Source organism: Sporosarcina sp. QA0331, assembly GCF_055808055.1.
In genome coordinates this window covers 2,690,808-2,705,173 of sequence record NZ_CM147850.1, presented here as the reverse complement: position 1 = coordinate 2,705,173, position 14,366 = coordinate 2,690,808, and the positions used below count along the sequence as shown (strand labels likewise).

Genomic DNA, 14,366 nt, shown 5'->3' with positions numbered 1-14,366 from the left:
AGGGGGGGCAGGATGCAGTTTTTAAAACAATATGGATTGTTATTGGGAGGATTAGGCTTTTCCAATTTAGGAAATTGGATTTATCTAATCGCATTGAACTTGGCTGTTTGGCATGTAACGCATTCGCCTGCAGCAGTGGCAGGGATTTATATTGCAGGACCAGTTGCCCGTATTTGTAGTAATTTTTTTGCGGGCTCTATCATTGACCGCTATGATAAAAAACGTTTAATGGTGTATAGCGATATTATTCGAGGAATCATTGTTAGTGTCATGCCGTTTTTACCGTCCATTTGGCTCATCTACGGCTTCATTTTCGTAGCAAACATTGCAAGTAGTTTCTTTGGTCCAAGCAGCACTTATGTCATTACAAAGCTAGTAAAGGATGAGGATAAATTAAGATTTAATGCGTTAAACAGTACACTAAGTTATGGTTCTTTTATGATTGGACCGGCACTTGCCGGAGGAATTATCGCAATAAGTAATACAAGTGTTGCAATGTGGGCAAATGCTTTTACATTCTTCGTCTGCGCATGGGCGATTGCCTCATTGCCGAACATCGAGAATGAAGCAACCGAAAAAAGTAGTCATTTGACATTCAGCGTCATCCGTGATGATTTTTCACAAGTTTGGGACTATATACGGGGAAAGCCTAAATTACTTATCTTTTTTGCGGTGTATATTACTGCATTAATGTTCGCCTTTGCACTTGATTCTCAGGAGATGACCTTTTTAAAGGATGTCTTACATACAACGGATGCGACGTATGGAATCGTTGTAAGTGTTGCTGGGATCGGAGCAATTTTTGGCGGAGTATGCGCGACGGCAATGGTTAAAAAGCTCTCGCTACAAACGTACATTGGTGCTGGATTTTCTTTGACAATGGCAAGCTATTTACTCTTTTATTCCTCTACTGTTCTATGGTTGGCAATCATAAGCTTTATAGCGCTTGGATTTTTTATGGCATTTAACAATGCGGGATACGCAACGATGTACCAAACAACGATCCCTCCTATATTAATGGGACGCTTTGGTAGTTCACTTGATCTGTTGCAAAGCGTGGCGCAAATCATTTTGACATTCCTCCTAGGCATTCTTGCTGAGTTGTTTTCTTTACAAACGGTAGCAATAGTTTTTTCATCATTAGCTCTGCTATTAGCTATCTATTTATATTTCTATATAGTGCTCCATACTAAACAGTTTTCTTTGAAAGTGGTAAATGAAAACTAACCAGACAAGGCTGGCATAATGCTGACGTGCTGAAAAAAAGTGGAAGTAAGCGATAAAAAAGACTCAGACTACTATATCTGAGTCTACACTACTTTTACTATTTCCCTAATAGAGCCATCAAACCTTTAAATATAAGGGCCAGGGAAAAAATCAAAATAGCTACGATCCCTATTATGTCAGTGATGGGCTCTAAACCCGCTAAAAAGGTACCCGATAAGGGAATCTTTACTAATGCAAATCCAGCTAAAATACTAGCCAACATCAATAAAATCAATCGATCCATTCAGTTAACCCCCTTTCATTACATAATATGAATGCGGTTCGAGCGGAGCAGGGGTAACGTTTTGTTCAGTATATGTTGAAAGAATAGTAAAGAAGAGATTGAAGAAGGAGATTACAATGAACACATTAACTAGTAAAGAACTTCACACTCAAAAAGAAATTCTTGAAGCTTTTCCAGTAATGAATCAACTACGAACTCATCTCGATGAAAAAGCGTATCTTGATCTAGTACTAGAAGCCAAAAAGAAGGACATGTATCGATTATTCGCACTGTACGATCAAGGAGAAATTGTTGCAGTTACCGGCTTTAAACCAATGATTACTCTTTACTATGGTCAATTTGTATGGGTGTGTGATTTAGTCACTGATAACAGAAAGCGCTCAAACGGATATGGCGAGAAGCTTCTTTCTATCGTTCATGAATGGGCTAAAGAAAATAGCTATGAACGTGTCGCCTTATCTTCAGGTTTACAGCGAATCGATGCGCATCGATTTTACGAAGACAAAATGGGCTATAACAAAGTCAGTTATGTATATAAAAAAGAATTAAGGTAGAATAGTTTCTCGGTGAATCAACTTCTCCAACTTTTGAGATTTAACACTTGCTAATTCCTCTAAAAACGAATAATATATGTGATGGAATAAATAATGTTCGTCTTTGGAGGGGTTACTCTTTGTTTAAATTGCAAGAAAACAATACAACTGTAAAAACGGAAGTCCTTGCAGGGTTCACGACCTTTTTTACGATGGTCTATATAGTAATTGTCAACCCAATCATTTTAAAAGATGCAGGTGTCCCGTTTGATCAAGTGTTTACAGCAACGATTATTGCCACAGTAATCGGGACGTTGTGGATGGCGCTCGCAGCAAACTACCCGATTGCGATTGCACCGGGGATGGGCATGAATGCATATTTTGCCTATTCAGTCGTTGGTACAAATGGTATTACGTATGAAACAGCGTTCTCGGCTGTGTTCGTTGCGGGCATCATTTTTGTTATTTTATCGCTAACGTCTTTCCGAAAAGTGTTAATCGAAGCGATTCCAGATAACTTGAAGCACGGGATTACAGCGGGGATTGGCTTGTTTATCGCCTTTATAGGGATGAGACAAGCTGGCATGATCGTCTCCCATCCATCGAATCTTGTGGCGCTCGGAGATCTTCATTCCCCAACTGTGCTATTTGCTTTGCTTGGACTTGCTGTAACGCTCATTTTGATGGCGTTGAGAGTGCACGGTGCATTGTTCCTTGGCATGATCATTACGGCAGTCGTTGCCTTTTTCACAGGGCATTTATCGTTTGACCAAGGTTTCGTTCAAATGCCGTCACTTCCGGATGGAATTATCATTTCCAATCCATTCACTGCCTTCACGGATGTATGGCAGCATATGCTGTTCCCGGTCGTCTTTTCATTCCTTATGGTGACGATTTTTGATACAACAGGAACGATGATCGGTGTTGCACAACAAGCAGGTTTAATGAAGGACAATAAAATGCCACGGGCACGCCAAGCACTACTTGCTGACTCTGTTGCAGCAACAGCTGGTTCAATGTTCGGAACGACTCCAACGAGTGCATATATCGAATCATCTGCAGGTGTCGCGGCAGGAGGAAGAACAGGGCTCACTACGGTTACTGTCGCTATTCTATTTATTGTTGCAGCGTTTTTCGGACCGCTTGTTAGTGCGGTTTCTGGCTTATCTTCCATTACAGCACCAGCATTGATTATCGTCGGCAGTTTAATGATGGGTGCTATTGCGAAGATCAAATGGGATGAGATTGACGAAGCGTTTCCCGCTTTTCTTATCATCTTAAGCATGCCACTCACGTCAAGCATAGCAACAGGGATTGCGTTAGGGTTCATTTCTTATCCGATCTTGAAGGTCGTTACTGGGAAATGGCGTGTCGTCCATCCGCTTGTGTATGTGTTTGCAGTGCTATTCTTTTATCAATTGGCGTTTCTGCCGCATTAATCTTTGCTTTTAGAGAAACGAGCGACTCCCAATTCCATGGGGGTTGCTCTTTTTTTCTTCCCAAAATTAAAGAATAGTGAACACACATGGATTGACATTGTAAAAACAAAATCGTAATATCGCTATATCGGGATATTGCGATTAATTATTTATCCTGTTCTTTTGCAGCAAAGATAGAACAAGTAGGGGGATATGATAAGTGGCTGCATTACTACTTAACATCGATATATTTCGATATTTAGATTTAATTTATATAAAAAATGAAAGGATGACATCTAATGAAAATTAGTGTTCTAGATCAAACTCAATTATTAGAAGGCATTTCAGCAGAAGAAGGTTTTGCACAATCGGTGGAGTTAGCGAAATATGTGGATCAATTAGGATACCATCGTTACTGGTTATCAGAACATCATAGTTCAGATGCGTTAGCTGGATCTTCTCCAGAAATTTTAGCTAGTCATTTGCTAGCTAAAACAGATACGATTATGGTGGGGAGTGGCGGCGTTTTGTTGCCACACTATAGCGCATACAAAATAGCGGAAAATTTTAAGGTCATGAGTGCACTTGCGCCGGGTCGTGTAGATCTTGGGGTAGGACGTGCTACTGGTGGTCATCATTTATCAAATATAGCTTTGCAAGGGGAAAGAAGCAGGAATAGAAATATTGATACGTTTCCTGAACAAATTGATCAAGTGTTAGAATATATGGAGGATAAACTACCTGATACCCATCCTATAAGAGGGTTAGAAACAACACCTGTCATCCAGCAAAAGCCTGATTTATGGATACTGGGTACTAGTAATTCTTCAGCTATATTAGCAGCAGCAAAAGGATTGCCTTATGCATTTGCGCAATTTATTAACTATCAGCCGGGTGGGATGGAACAGGCGATCAAGCTTTACGTTGACAATTTTAAGTTATCAAGAAATCTGGATAAACCACAAGTGCTTGTTACAATGAAGATCATTGTAGCGGATACTGATGGGGAAGCGGAAAAAATTGCACAAACGGCATTGCGGTTTAACTACTATTTACACCGAGGTCGTCTTACCCGCCTAGTAGAACCGGAAAAAGCGCTGTCACATATCTTAAATCCGGCTGACATACGAGAAATAGAAGCAGTTAAAGAAACATATATCATTGGCTCTAAAGCAACAGTAGCTAAAAAAATCAAGGAATTAACAACTAAATTGCCTATTGATGAACTAATGGCGATTTCACCTATTTACGATTTTGAAAAACGAAAGCGTTCCTTTGAATTGTTAAAAGAAGCTGTGAGTGACTAATCATCTTCCTCAAGCTGCTTTTTATAAAGGAGCGCTATAAAGGAGATGGAGAAGCGATGGAACAATCTATTACTGATGATAAATTAGTTGCTATCTTTAAAGCTTTGTCGAATGAAACAAGGTTGAAGATTTTACAAATGCTTAAAGAGCCGGAAAAGCATTTTCCTCCACAAGTCCACGTCCATAAGGGAGAAGACTTCTTTGGAGGGGTTTGTGTTGGAGATATTCGAGATAAGATTGGTTTAGTCCAGTCGACGACTTCTCAATATTTGTCTTTATTGCAACAGAGCGGCCTATTAGAGACGAAACGAATAGGGCAGTGGACGTATTATCGTCGAAATGAAGAAATGATTCAACAACTGGAACGATATATCGGTAAAAGCTTGTAATACTAGTAGGAGGATTTATATGTGTCACGAACGGAATAAAGCATTTAATCGGCTCTATCAAAAAGATAAATTGACACTTGGATTTTTAACACCTTTTGAACCGATGACAAACGAGCTTCCGAAAATGGAAAACACAGTGGAACTCACTCGTAAAATTGAGGAATTTGGATTTTCAGCAATCTGGTTACGGGATGTGACGATGCATGATCTCAGTTCGAGTGACCATGGACAGCTCTACGATATATGGATTTATTTGACCCACTTAGCTGCACAGACGAATCAGATCGCATTGGGTACTTCAAGCATTGTCCTCCCGTTGCGTCACCCCGTTCGCGTGGCGAATGTGGCTGCTTCCATAGATCGTTTGTACCCTGATAGACTAATTATGGGAGTTGCGTCAGGGGACCGTAAAAAAGATTTTACTGCTTTAGGTGTTGAGAGAGAAAACAGAGGGGACATCTTTAAGGAAAGTTTTACGGTATTAGAACGGTTGCTGAAAGAAGAAAAACCATCATTTGCGTCTTGTTTTGGTACGATTGATGGTGAAAACTTGAGGCTGATGCCGAAACCAGTGAGCGCCATTCCGACGTTAGTAACCGGATTTAGTCAACAATCCTTGGAGTGGATTGCGAGCCATGGGGATGGCTGGATTCAATACCCGCGGGGCATTGAAGAGCAAGCCATCTTGATAAAAAATTATCGTGAGTTAGTTGAAATTAATTGTCTAGGTGTATTCAAACCGTTTACTCAAACCTTATATATCGATTTATCGGAAAACCCCGATTATGAGCCTGAGCCGATTCCGTTAGGCTATCGTTTAGGCCGTAAGCATTTATTGGAGTTATTATTCAAGTTCCAAAGAATTGGAGTAAATCATTTGGCATTCGTTCCTTATTTCGCGAGACGACCAATGGAAGAAATCGTTCAGGAAATCGGGGAAGAAATCTTGCCTTATTTCCCGACACACGATTTTTAAGCTTATATCTTTTGTTTTAGATATTTTGGTGATAAAGTAAAAACTTATGTTTACATAGGTAGGTAACGAATTTGCTGCCTTTAAGCTTAGAAAGGTTGAAAACATTCATGAAAACATTAACAGGAACTAAGCGCTTAAAGCTGGCATTGCTTTTAGGAACGCTGGCAGCAATGGGTCCCTTAACCATTGATATGTATTTGCCGTCATTTCCGACAATTGTTACTGCTTTTGGCACAACTCCTTCCTTAGTACAAGTGAGTTTGACGGCGACGTTAGTCGGAATCGGTTTAGGACAGTTAGTGCTAGGTCCGATGAGTGACGTTCATGGACGGAAGAAACCATTGGTCGCTGCACTGATCGTTTATTTGGCGGCATCAATCCTTTGTGCATTTGCACCCAATATTGGATTATTTATTGCGGCTCGTTTCTTGCAAGGATTTGCTGCGTCTGCGGGAATTGTCATCTCCAGAGCAGTTGTCCGGGACGTGTACAGTGGAAGGGAGTTAACGAAGTTTTTCGCACTCCTCATGCTGATCAATAACTTGGCCCCGATCCTCGCACCTCTTCTAGGAGGAGTCATTCTCGCGTTTTCGGATTGGAAAGGCATCTTTATCACATTAAGTATCATCGGTCTTTTATTGGCAGTTGTTGTGATTTGGAGGATGGATGAATCATTGTCGCACGATATGCGAGTCCCGAATAATCTCGCCCAGACAATGAAAAACTTCCAATCATTGCTAAAAGACCGTAGTTTTATGGGGTACGCCCTTGCACAAGGGTTCATCATGGCGGGGATATTCGCTTATGTGGCGGGGACTCCATTTGTGTATCAAACGATTTACGGTGTTTCTCCGCAAGTGTTCAGTGTGTTATTCGGCATGAATGGAATAGGGCTCATCATCGGGTCGCAAGTCGTCGGGCGCTTAACGGGTCTTGTGTCTGAACAGCGCTTTTTACAGACTGGGTTATTCATTTCCGTCACTTCAGGCGTGTTATTACTGATCGCAGTGCTGTTGCATGGACCACTTGTCACAATCGTTGTGCCGATCTTCTTTTTCGTTGCGTCGATTGGCATCATTGCTACATCCTCGTTTTCATTGGCGATGGAATCGCAAGGGCATATTGCAGGAAGTGCCTCTGCACTGCTAGGATTATTGCCATTCGTCTTAGGCTCAATCACTGCACCACTCGTTGGCATTGCTGGAGAGGAAACAGCAATTCCGATGGGCGTTATCATTTTTGGTACATCTATCATTGCACTGCTCTCTTATTACGGACTTGCACGGAGGAAGAGCAGGGAAACGTAACAATAAAAGGCATTTGGGAATCAGAGTATTCCTAGATGCCTTTTATTTACAATTACGCTATTTGGTTACCCAAGGAATTCTTCTGTAGAAATAACTTTAGCATACATGCCGTTTAGTGCACCGACAAATGCGTAGTGAACTTGTTCAGCTGTCCTTGCCTTCATAAGACAAGTCAGGTGTCGAACATGCATCTTCATGACAGATAAAATACTTGCAAAAGTCACTGTTATCAAGTGCAAGAAAGGAATTCCTGCAAACTTTGCCATCAGTGTAAATCAACTATAAAAAGAGCAACCCCCAATATCTTTCAGATAATGGGTGATGGCTCTTTCTGTTTTTCGTGAACGGGAATTTATTCTTATTATTATTTCGGGTAAAAGTAATTCAATTTGAGTTCTACGAAGAAGATTTGCCGACTAAAGTATGAAAGGTCACTAAAAGGAGGCAGACAGATGAAAGCAGCAATTTACAGATCCTACGGCCCCCCTGAAGTCATGGAGATAACAGACGTCGAGCAACCAACCATTAAGGATGACGATAGGGTGTTGATAAGAGTGCATAACGCCTCGGTCAATCAATATGACAATCTGTTTCGAAAGGGCTATTTGCCTACCCGGTTAGAGAATGGTCTTACAAAACCTAAAACGCTTATTCTGGGTTTAGATGTTGCAGGCACTGTTGAAGCGGTCGGCAAAAATGTACAAAGATTCAAGGTAGGAGATCGTGTTTTCGGGAGTTGTCTCGGATCCCATGCGGAATTTGTCTGTCCTCTTCAGAGTAGTTTATGTTTTATGCCTAAGAACGCAACCTTTCAGGAGGCAGCGGCTATCCCATGTGCTGCTCAAACAGCGCTTCAAGCATTGCGCGATGTAGCCCAAGTAAAGCAAGACAAGAGAGTCTTGATCTATGGTGCATCAGGAGGCATTGGGCACTTTGCTGTTCAGCTTGCCAAATACTTTGGGGCTGAAGTAACTGCGGTTTGTAGTACTTCAAATCTTCAATGGGTTAAAGATCTTGGGGTACATTACGTGATGGATTATACAAAGGAAGATTTCGCGGATAATGGAAAAAAGTACGATGTTATTCTAGATGCGGTTGGGAAGCGGACCTTTTTCAGTTGTTTGCGTTCCCTCACCGAGACAGGTGTTTATATAACAGAACACGCAATCAACCCTATGTATCACCCAATACAATTGATGTTAAGCCCTTTGATTCGTCGTAAGAAAGCAAAGATACATCTTACAAAACCGAATGATAAGGATCTAGATTTCTTATGTACACTAATGGAGGAAGGGAAACTGAAACCTGTTATTGAGATGTGCTATCCTTTGGATCAGATTATAGAGGCACATAAGCATATTGCAGGTGGACGCACAAAGGGAAAAATCGTGCTTGAAGTCAAAACGGGGTGATTGAAGAAGGCTAAAACAAGTTTCTTCAACTAACCCGCCCCTTTTGCTAAAGAAGGAATAATAGCATGCTCTATTCACATAGATTGATTTTAGGTTGAACGACTCTAATCGAATACTTTTACTAAATAGCGATTAAATTGGGGAGTGAATTATGGGCTCTATTAACGGGAGAGATTATATTAACCGATTAAATAAGCTACATAATGAAATTTGGTATGACGGTGAAAAAATTGAGGGGCCGCTCTCTGAACATCCAGCCTTTAAGGGACTTATTCAGTCAAAAGCCGCTCTTTATGATTTGCAACATGACCCGAAAATAAAAGATGAGATGACATTTATTTCTCCAGTGTCAGGAGAAGCGATCGGTCTTTCTTATTTGCAACCAAAAACGAAAGAGGACTTAGTTAGAAGAAGAAAGATGACTGAACATTGGGCTAGGTATTCAATGGGGATTATGGGAAGAAGCCCAGATTATTTGAATACAGTTATAATGAGCTTCGCTTCTTCAGTTAACTTTTTAAGAAATAAAGAAAATTGTTTTCCTAATAATCTCCAAGCATTTTATGAATATGCCAGAGAAAATGATTTATCGTTTACACATACATTTATTTCTCCTCAAGTAAACCGTGCCCAAATTTACATGGAAAATAGCGATGAGCCAATTGCAGCAAAAGTTGTTGCTACAAATGAAGAAGGAATTATCATTAAAGGCGCCCGTCTTCTTGCTACGCAAGGGGGCTTAACAGATGAAGTTTTAGTATTTAGTGTCGGTAAGTTTTTACTTGATGAAGAACAAGCTTTCGCTTTTTCTATTCCTTCTAATACGAAAGGAATAAAGTTCATTTGCAGGGATACATTCATGGGAGGTCAATCTTCCTTTAATCATCCATTGAGCTCACGGTTCGACGAAATGGATTCGATCATTGTTTTTAACAATGTATTGGTACCTTGGAATAGAGTTTTTTATTACAATAATGTAGAGGTAGCCGAGGAATTCCCAATTCAAAGCTCGTTCCATCACTTTGCGAAGCACCAAGTATTGACTAGGCAAATTGTTAAAACAGAGTTCGTCTTAGGGATTGCTGAGCTTTTGATTGAAACGATTAATATTAGCGGATACCAACATATCCAAGAAAAGATGTCGGAAATTATCATAGGGCTAGAAACGATGAAAGCCTTATTGGAGAAAGCGGAAAATAACGCGGAAGTAGATGAATGGGGATATATGCGGCCAGAAATATTTCCGTTACAAGTAGCAGGTAACATCTTTCCGAAAATCTACCCTCGATTCACCGAAATTATCCAGCTTATTGGAGCAAGTGGAATGATTGCATTGCCAACCGAAAAGGCATTTCAATCTAGTATTCGAGATGACTTAGATTATTATCTTAGAGGAGCAACGAAGTCCGCAGAGGAACGTGTACAAATTTTTCGTTTAGCTTGGGATCTAACAATGAGCTCCTTTGGAACAAGACAAACCCAATATGAGCGTTACTTTTTTGGCGATCCCATTCGATTAGCGAGTGATTTATATAAGAGATATCCCAAAAATGAATATGTACAGATGGTTAGTAAATTCTTAGATCTAATTAAAGAAGAGTAACTCCCAAGACAATGGGCAGTTGCTCTTTTTTTTAGCGGTTTACTCGCATAATTCTAACACTTATAATTTTGGAAGGGGGGATATACATGATTCGTTTAGTAACTACAAGCGATTTAGAACAAGCTGCTTCTTTAGCAGCGATGGCTTATCCAGGGATGCAAATATCGGGTGAGGAAGCTCAAAAAGGATTTATTGAGAGACTGACCCTCGAAATTGAATCTGAAAATAACTTAAAGTATTACGGGTTATTTAATGAACAAAATGAGTTGTTAGGGTTGTATAAACTTCATGATCTAAAAGGGAATGTAAATGGAAAGATTATTCGTATTTGGGGAATTGGCACGGTTGCAGTTCACTTTTTCCATAAGAAAGAAGGGATAGCGAAACAATTGCTGCAACATTTTCATGAGCTTGCTAGACAAGAGAATGTCGGGATTGTATCGTTATATCCTTTTAGCACGTCTTTCTATCAAAAGATGGGATACGGTTATGGACCAACACGCTATCAATATAAACTGAAGCCTACAAGCTTTCCAAACAGTGGTGATCGAAAGAAAGTAGTCATGTTGTCTCCGGCCAATGAGGAAGAGATTGTTGCCGTATACAATAAGTTTGTATCGATGCATCATGGCATGATAGAACGGACTTGGCATGAACGGAACTTAATTAAGAAAAAAGCTACCTACTATGCGGGAATGTATGATGGAGATGAGTTAGTCGGTACACTTGCTTATACATTGCAACCAGTGAAAGATAGTCATTTTCTTCATCATGACATGAATATTTTTGAATGGGTATGGACGAAACCAAGCGCGTTCATTGATATGTGTACGTGGATTCATTCACAGCAGGATCAAGTAGATCGTGTATTTGTTCGAACGCATGATGAATCACTCATCTATCAACTTGAAGATCCGAAGAATGATAGCAATCGTTTGATTCCGAGCGTTTATCATGAAATCGGAACGGTTGGTACAGGGCTCATGTATAGAATTAGCTCTATTACATCGTTTGTGGAACAAACGAATTTTCATTCGCTAGATCGGCCTGATGGCCCTGTAACGATTTCTTTATTTGTTCAAGATTCGTTTATTCAAGAGCAAAACGGGGGTTATCGTTTAACGTTTAGTGAAGATTATTGGAGCATTGAAAAAACCTCCATTTCTATCGAAGAAGTTGACTTGAACATTGCGGTTTCAGATTTAAGTTCCTGGTGGATTGGCTGTGTCAGTTTGGAGCAGCTAGTCCAATATGGAAAAGTAGAAGTGAACAATTTGTCAGCAAAACAGTTAGACCGATGGTTTATGCCTTCTACGAAACCAGTGTGCCTAACTTCGTTTTAAATAAATCACAATAAAGTGAGGGCAAGCCATGAACATTTCGTATAAATCGATGTCTTCGTTAAGTTTTGAAGAAGCACATATTCTATTTAATCGCGGGTTTGAAGGCTATTTGATGCCGATGAATTTATCTTTTGATACATTTATAAGCCGTTTTGGCAATGATGGATTATCTCCGGCATTATCAATCGTTGCCTATGATGGAGAAGACCCTATCGGCTTTGTGCTTCAAGGCATACGAGAAGCGGATGGTCAAAAGATTTCCTGGAATGGGGGAACAGGCATTATTCCGGAATACAGGGGGAGGAAGCTGGGGGTTCACTTGATGGAGGAAGCGGAAAAACTCTTAAAGGAACATAATGTTTCTGTAGCGACATTAGAGGCGCTTTCTGAAAATGAGGCAGCTATCACTCTATATGAAAAGTGTGGTTACAAAGTAGAGGACGATTTGCACTTTTTACAGGCAAACGGATTGTTAGCTAGTCAATTGCCGAATCTTGACGGTTATGAAATGAAAAGAATTCCCGCTGCCCAAACGATTGGCTCGGATATATTTCCGAGTATCGTTCCTTGGCAAACGGATCCTAGCAACACCCCGAAAATAGGTGGAGAAGCTGTATTGCTTACAAAGAATGGGGAAGTGCAGGCAGCTTGTCTAATACGGAAAAAATGTGTATTTGGCAATGCTACGGAAAGCATTACGTTGTTTCAAGTGAAGGAAAACGGAAATGAGGATGCTCTCAACAAGCTTCTTGCTCATGCTTTGGAATATGACCAACCGATCAATCGTACAACTTATAATTTCCTAACAGGGAATGGTCGTGTTGTTTCCTCTTTGCTTGCAAGCGGTTTTGAAAATACGCCCATTTCACAGGTTTTTATGACGAAAAAAATCTAGTCATGAAACTTGTACTTGAGATTGGGAGTGAAACTTTTAGTGACCTCTGAAGTATGTAAAGACGAAGGGGGGCTTGGACAGCATGAGATTTACGATAATACTAGCAATCATTGCACTGCTGTTGATTGGTGCTACTGGATTTAATCGTGTATATATACAGAAGCATTTCGCAGAAAAAGCATTTGAAAAGTATATTGATGAGCAAGGGATTTCAAGCAGTAACATCGAGCGCAAAGAGTTGAAATGGGATAAACGTCGAAAGAGTTACTTCATGATGGTACATTATAAGGATGATCCGGGATTCCGCTACGATTATCGGCATAACAAATTTATGAAACGCTTGATTAAATTAGTCGTTTCTCAAAGTGATGAATTTAACGATGAACCAGTGACGCCAATCGAAAAAGGAATGAAGTATCCACCGCTTGAGTGAATGCTTCATCCCTTTTTTCTTTTCGCTAATGATTTGTAGTAACCCTATTGTTTCGAATGAGAATAAACACGACACTCGCGATTACGGATAGTAGTCCTACTAGGATAACGTATTGTATTCCCAACGTTGAGATGAACAAGCCCCCTACAGCTGTCCCAACTGTTGTTCCTATATTTGCGGATGATAAAAATAAGCCATTCGCAAAGTCAGGAGCTTCAGGTGCTGCAGATGTGACGACATATTGAGTAATGTTCGCTGATATTCCAGCCAATACTCCCCAAAGTAAAATAATCAGAACCATTGGCAAGGTAAGCTGTCCCATGAAAAATTGAATGATATAGACAGTGCCCAATAGAATAGGAAGAGAGCTCGTTTGACACTTCCTTCATGATGATGATCGTAGCGCTCGTCATTGTAGCTATTGTTGCATTTACAATCAATGAAAAACCGAAAAAGATCAACATACAGTAGATCATCCAGCAGAGGTAAAACTGGAAGCGTAACTTGAAAATCTAATAATTAACGATAAAAGCAAACAGTTTTCCTCCATGGAAAGACTGTTTGCTTTTTTCAGTTACAATGTTGGAAAAGTGATTATCATTTCACCGTCGGTATTAATTACTTCGATGGTTGCGTGGTCAAATAGATAAGGTGTGTCATTTCCATCTTGGGGCTTGATTTTCTCGTACATGTTTCTTACAGATAAAACCGGGAATGTTACAGGTATGAATCGCCCTTTATGCAACACTTTCATATTGCCCATTAAAAACAATTCTTTACTGGAAGCTGCGAAGCTTAAGTGGCCAACTTCCTTCTTGCCGCTTTCCGATAGTAATTTAACGTTTTGCAGCAACGAAATAATGCATAAGATGAAGTCATTAATAACTTCGGGAGGCAGTTTTTCCAGACCTTGTTCAGTGAATAATGCGTTGAAGCCATTCCGAATTTCTTTAAAGGAAAACATATTCTCGATTTTTTGCTTTTTCCCTTTGCCGAGATTATTTATAATTTGTTTGCACTCATCGAAGAACGTTTTCACATAACCCGTACAATTTTCTCTATGTACAATAAAATCTCCCAGTTCCTTAATTACTTTATTATCTTGTACATCTTCTTTTACAAATAGTAGAAAGCTTAAGAGATCTTTTTCGTCAAACTTCCTATCTGCAAACTTTCTGTAATAATAATCAAAGATTTGTTGTTCTTTGTTGTCCACTGCTCTTCACTCCTTAACATCATG

At 40.0% G+C, this 14,366-nt stretch carries 14 protein-coding genes and 1 pseudogene; 12 read left to right on the top strand and 3 right to left on the bottom strand.

Annotated elements, in window-relative coordinates; genetic code table 11:
- Positions 1–12 precede the first annotated feature (12 nt).
- Positions 13–1,227 carry an MFS transporter gene (locus tag AC0L13_RS13680; protein WP_473640473.1) on the top strand — a complete coding sequence of 405 codons (1,215 nt, stop codon included), beginning with the start codon at positions 13–15 and terminating at the stop codon, positions 1,225–1,227.
- A 97-nt stretch (positions 1,228–1,324) separates the two neighbouring features.
- On the opposite strand, the gene AC0L13_RS13675 is transcribed toward AC0L13_RS13680, so the two are convergent.
- Positions 1,325–1,510, bottom strand: a complete 186-nt coding sequence (locus AC0L13_RS13675) for a hypothetical protein (RefSeq protein ID WP_473640471.1) — start codon at positions 1,508–1,510, stop codon at positions 1,325–1,327.
- A gap of 116 nt (positions 1,511–1,626) precedes the next feature.
- Between AC0L13_RS13675 and AC0L13_RS13670 the strand changes: the two genes are divergently transcribed.
- The 11 genes from AC0L13_RS13670 (at position 1,627) to AC0L13_RS13620 (ending at position 13,126) form a co-directional block, all read left to right on the top strand.
- Positions 1,627–2,064, top strand: a complete 438-nt coding sequence (locus AC0L13_RS13670; RefSeq protein WP_473640468.1) for a GNAT family N-acetyltransferase — start codon at positions 1,627–1,629, stop codon at positions 2,062–2,064.
- A gap of 119 nt (positions 2,065–2,183) precedes the next feature.
- Positions 2,184–3,482, top strand: coding sequence for an NCS2 family permease (locus tag AC0L13_RS13665; protein WP_473640466.1), 1,299 nt, complete (start codon positions 2,184–2,186; stop codon positions 3,480–3,482).
- Positions 3,483–3,760: 278 nt separating this feature from the next.
- The gene (locus tag AC0L13_RS13660; protein ID WP_473640464.1) at positions 3,761–4,768 is read left to right on the top strand and encodes an LLM class flavin-dependent oxidoreductase; all 1,008 of its coding nucleotides are present in this window, start codon (positions 3,761–3,763) and stop codon (positions 4,766–4,768) included.
- 56 nt (positions 4,769–4,824) lie between these two features.
- Entirely contained in the window at positions 4,825–5,157 is a 333-nt protein-coding gene (locus tag AC0L13_RS13655) for an ArsR/SmtB family transcription factor (RefSeq protein WP_473640462.1), read from the top strand.
- A 19-nt stretch (positions 5,158–5,176) separates the two neighbouring features.
- Complete coding sequence (locus AC0L13_RS13650) at positions 5,177–6,133, top strand: TIGR03571 family LLM class oxidoreductase (RefSeq protein ID WP_473640460.1); 957 nt, start codon at positions 5,177–5,179, stop codon at positions 6,131–6,133.
- A gap of 107 nt (positions 6,134–6,240) precedes the next feature.
- Positions 6,241–7,440 carry a Bcr/CflA family multidrug efflux MFS transporter gene (locus AC0L13_RS13645; protein WP_473640457.1) on the top strand — a complete coding sequence of 400 codons (1,200 nt, stop codon included), beginning with the start codon at positions 6,241–6,243 and terminating at the stop codon, positions 7,438–7,440.
- Between the two features lie 452 nt (positions 7,441–7,892).
- Positions 7,893–8,852: an NAD(P)-dependent alcohol dehydrogenase gene (locus AC0L13_RS13640; RefSeq protein WP_473640455.1), complete on the top strand. Its 960-nt coding sequence runs from the start codon at positions 7,893–7,895 to the stop codon at positions 8,850–8,852.
- Between the two features lie 151 nt (positions 8,853–9,003).
- Positions 9,004–10,455 carry a 4-hydroxyphenylacetate 3-monooxygenase, oxygenase component gene (hpaB, locus tag AC0L13_RS13635; protein ID WP_473640452.1) on the top strand — a complete coding sequence of 484 codons (1,452 nt, stop codon included), beginning with the start codon at positions 9,004–9,006 and terminating at the stop codon, positions 10,453–10,455.
- An 86-nt stretch (positions 10,456–10,541) separates the two neighbouring features.
- Positions 10,542–11,798, top strand: a complete 1,257-nt coding sequence (locus AC0L13_RS13630; protein WP_473640450.1) for a GNAT family N-acetyltransferase — start codon at positions 10,542–10,544, stop codon at positions 11,796–11,798.
- A 28-nt stretch (positions 11,799–11,826) separates the two neighbouring features.
- Positions 11,827–12,693, top strand: coding sequence for a GNAT family N-acetyltransferase (locus AC0L13_RS13625; protein WP_473640448.1), 867 nt, complete (start codon positions 11,827–11,829; stop codon positions 12,691–12,693).
- 82 nt (positions 12,694–12,775) lie between these two features.
- Positions 12,776–13,126 carry a DUF3139 domain-containing protein gene (locus tag AC0L13_RS13620; RefSeq protein ID WP_473640446.1) on the top strand — a complete coding sequence of 117 codons (351 nt, stop codon included), beginning with the start codon at positions 12,776–12,778 and terminating at the stop codon, positions 13,124–13,126.
- 25 nt (positions 13,127–13,151) lie between these two features.
- Here AC0L13_RS13620 and AC0L13_RS13615 read toward each other — a convergent pair.
- A pseudogene (locus tag AC0L13_RS13615) lies at positions 13,152–13,487 on the bottom strand (MFS transporter); the annotation flags it as partial.
- Between the two features lie 213 nt (positions 13,488–13,700).
- Positions 13,701–14,342, bottom strand: coding sequence for a hypothetical protein (locus AC0L13_RS13610; protein ID WP_473640444.1), 642 nt, complete (start codon positions 14,340–14,342; stop codon positions 13,701–13,703).
- Positions 14,343–14,366 lie beyond the last annotated feature (24 nt).

Excerpts from the sequence above, each read along its gene's own strand:
- AC0L13_RS13670 (WP_473640468.1), top strand. The coding sequence starts at position 1,627 with ATGAACACATTAACTAGTAAAGAACTTCACACTCAAAAAGAAATTCTT.
- AC0L13_RS13620 (WP_473640446.1), top strand. The coding sequence starts at position 12,776 with ATGAGATTTACGATAATACTAGCAATCATTGCACTGCTGTTGATTGGT.
- AC0L13_RS13680 (WP_473640473.1), top strand. The coding sequence starts at position 13 with ATGCAGTTTTTAAAACAATATGGATTGTTATTGGGAGGATTAGGCTTT.
- hpaB (WP_473640452.1), top strand. The coding sequence starts at position 9,004 with ATGGGCTCTATTAACGGGAGAGATTATATTAACCGATTAAATAAGCTA.
- AC0L13_RS13625 (WP_473640448.1), top strand. The coding sequence starts at position 11,827 with ATGAACATTTCGTATAAATCGATGTCTTCGTTAAGTTTTGAAGAAGCA.
- AC0L13_RS13645 (WP_473640457.1), top strand. The coding sequence starts at position 6,241 with ATGAAAACATTAACAGGAACTAAGCGCTTAAAGCTGGCATTGCTTTTA.
- AC0L13_RS13655 (WP_473640462.1), top strand. The coding sequence starts at position 4,825 with ATGGAACAATCTATTACTGATGATAAATTAGTTGCTATCTTTAAAGCT.
- AC0L13_RS13630 (WP_473640450.1), top strand. The coding sequence starts at position 10,542 with ATGATTCGTTTAGTAACTACAAGCGATTTAGAACAAGCTGCTTCTTTA.
- AC0L13_RS13640 (WP_473640455.1), top strand. The coding sequence starts at position 7,893 with ATGAAAGCAGCAATTTACAGATCCTACGGCCCCCCTGAAGTCATGGAG.
- AC0L13_RS13650 (WP_473640460.1), top strand. The coding sequence starts at position 5,177 with ATGTGTCACGAACGGAATAAAGCATTTAATCGGCTCTATCAAAAAGAT.
- AC0L13_RS13675 (WP_473640471.1), bottom strand. The coding sequence starts at position 1,510 with ATGGATCGATTGATTTTATTGATGTTGGCTAGTATTTTAGCTGGATTT.
- AC0L13_RS13660 (WP_473640464.1), top strand. The coding sequence starts at position 3,761 with ATGAAAATTAGTGTTCTAGATCAAACTCAATTATTAGAAGGCATTTCA.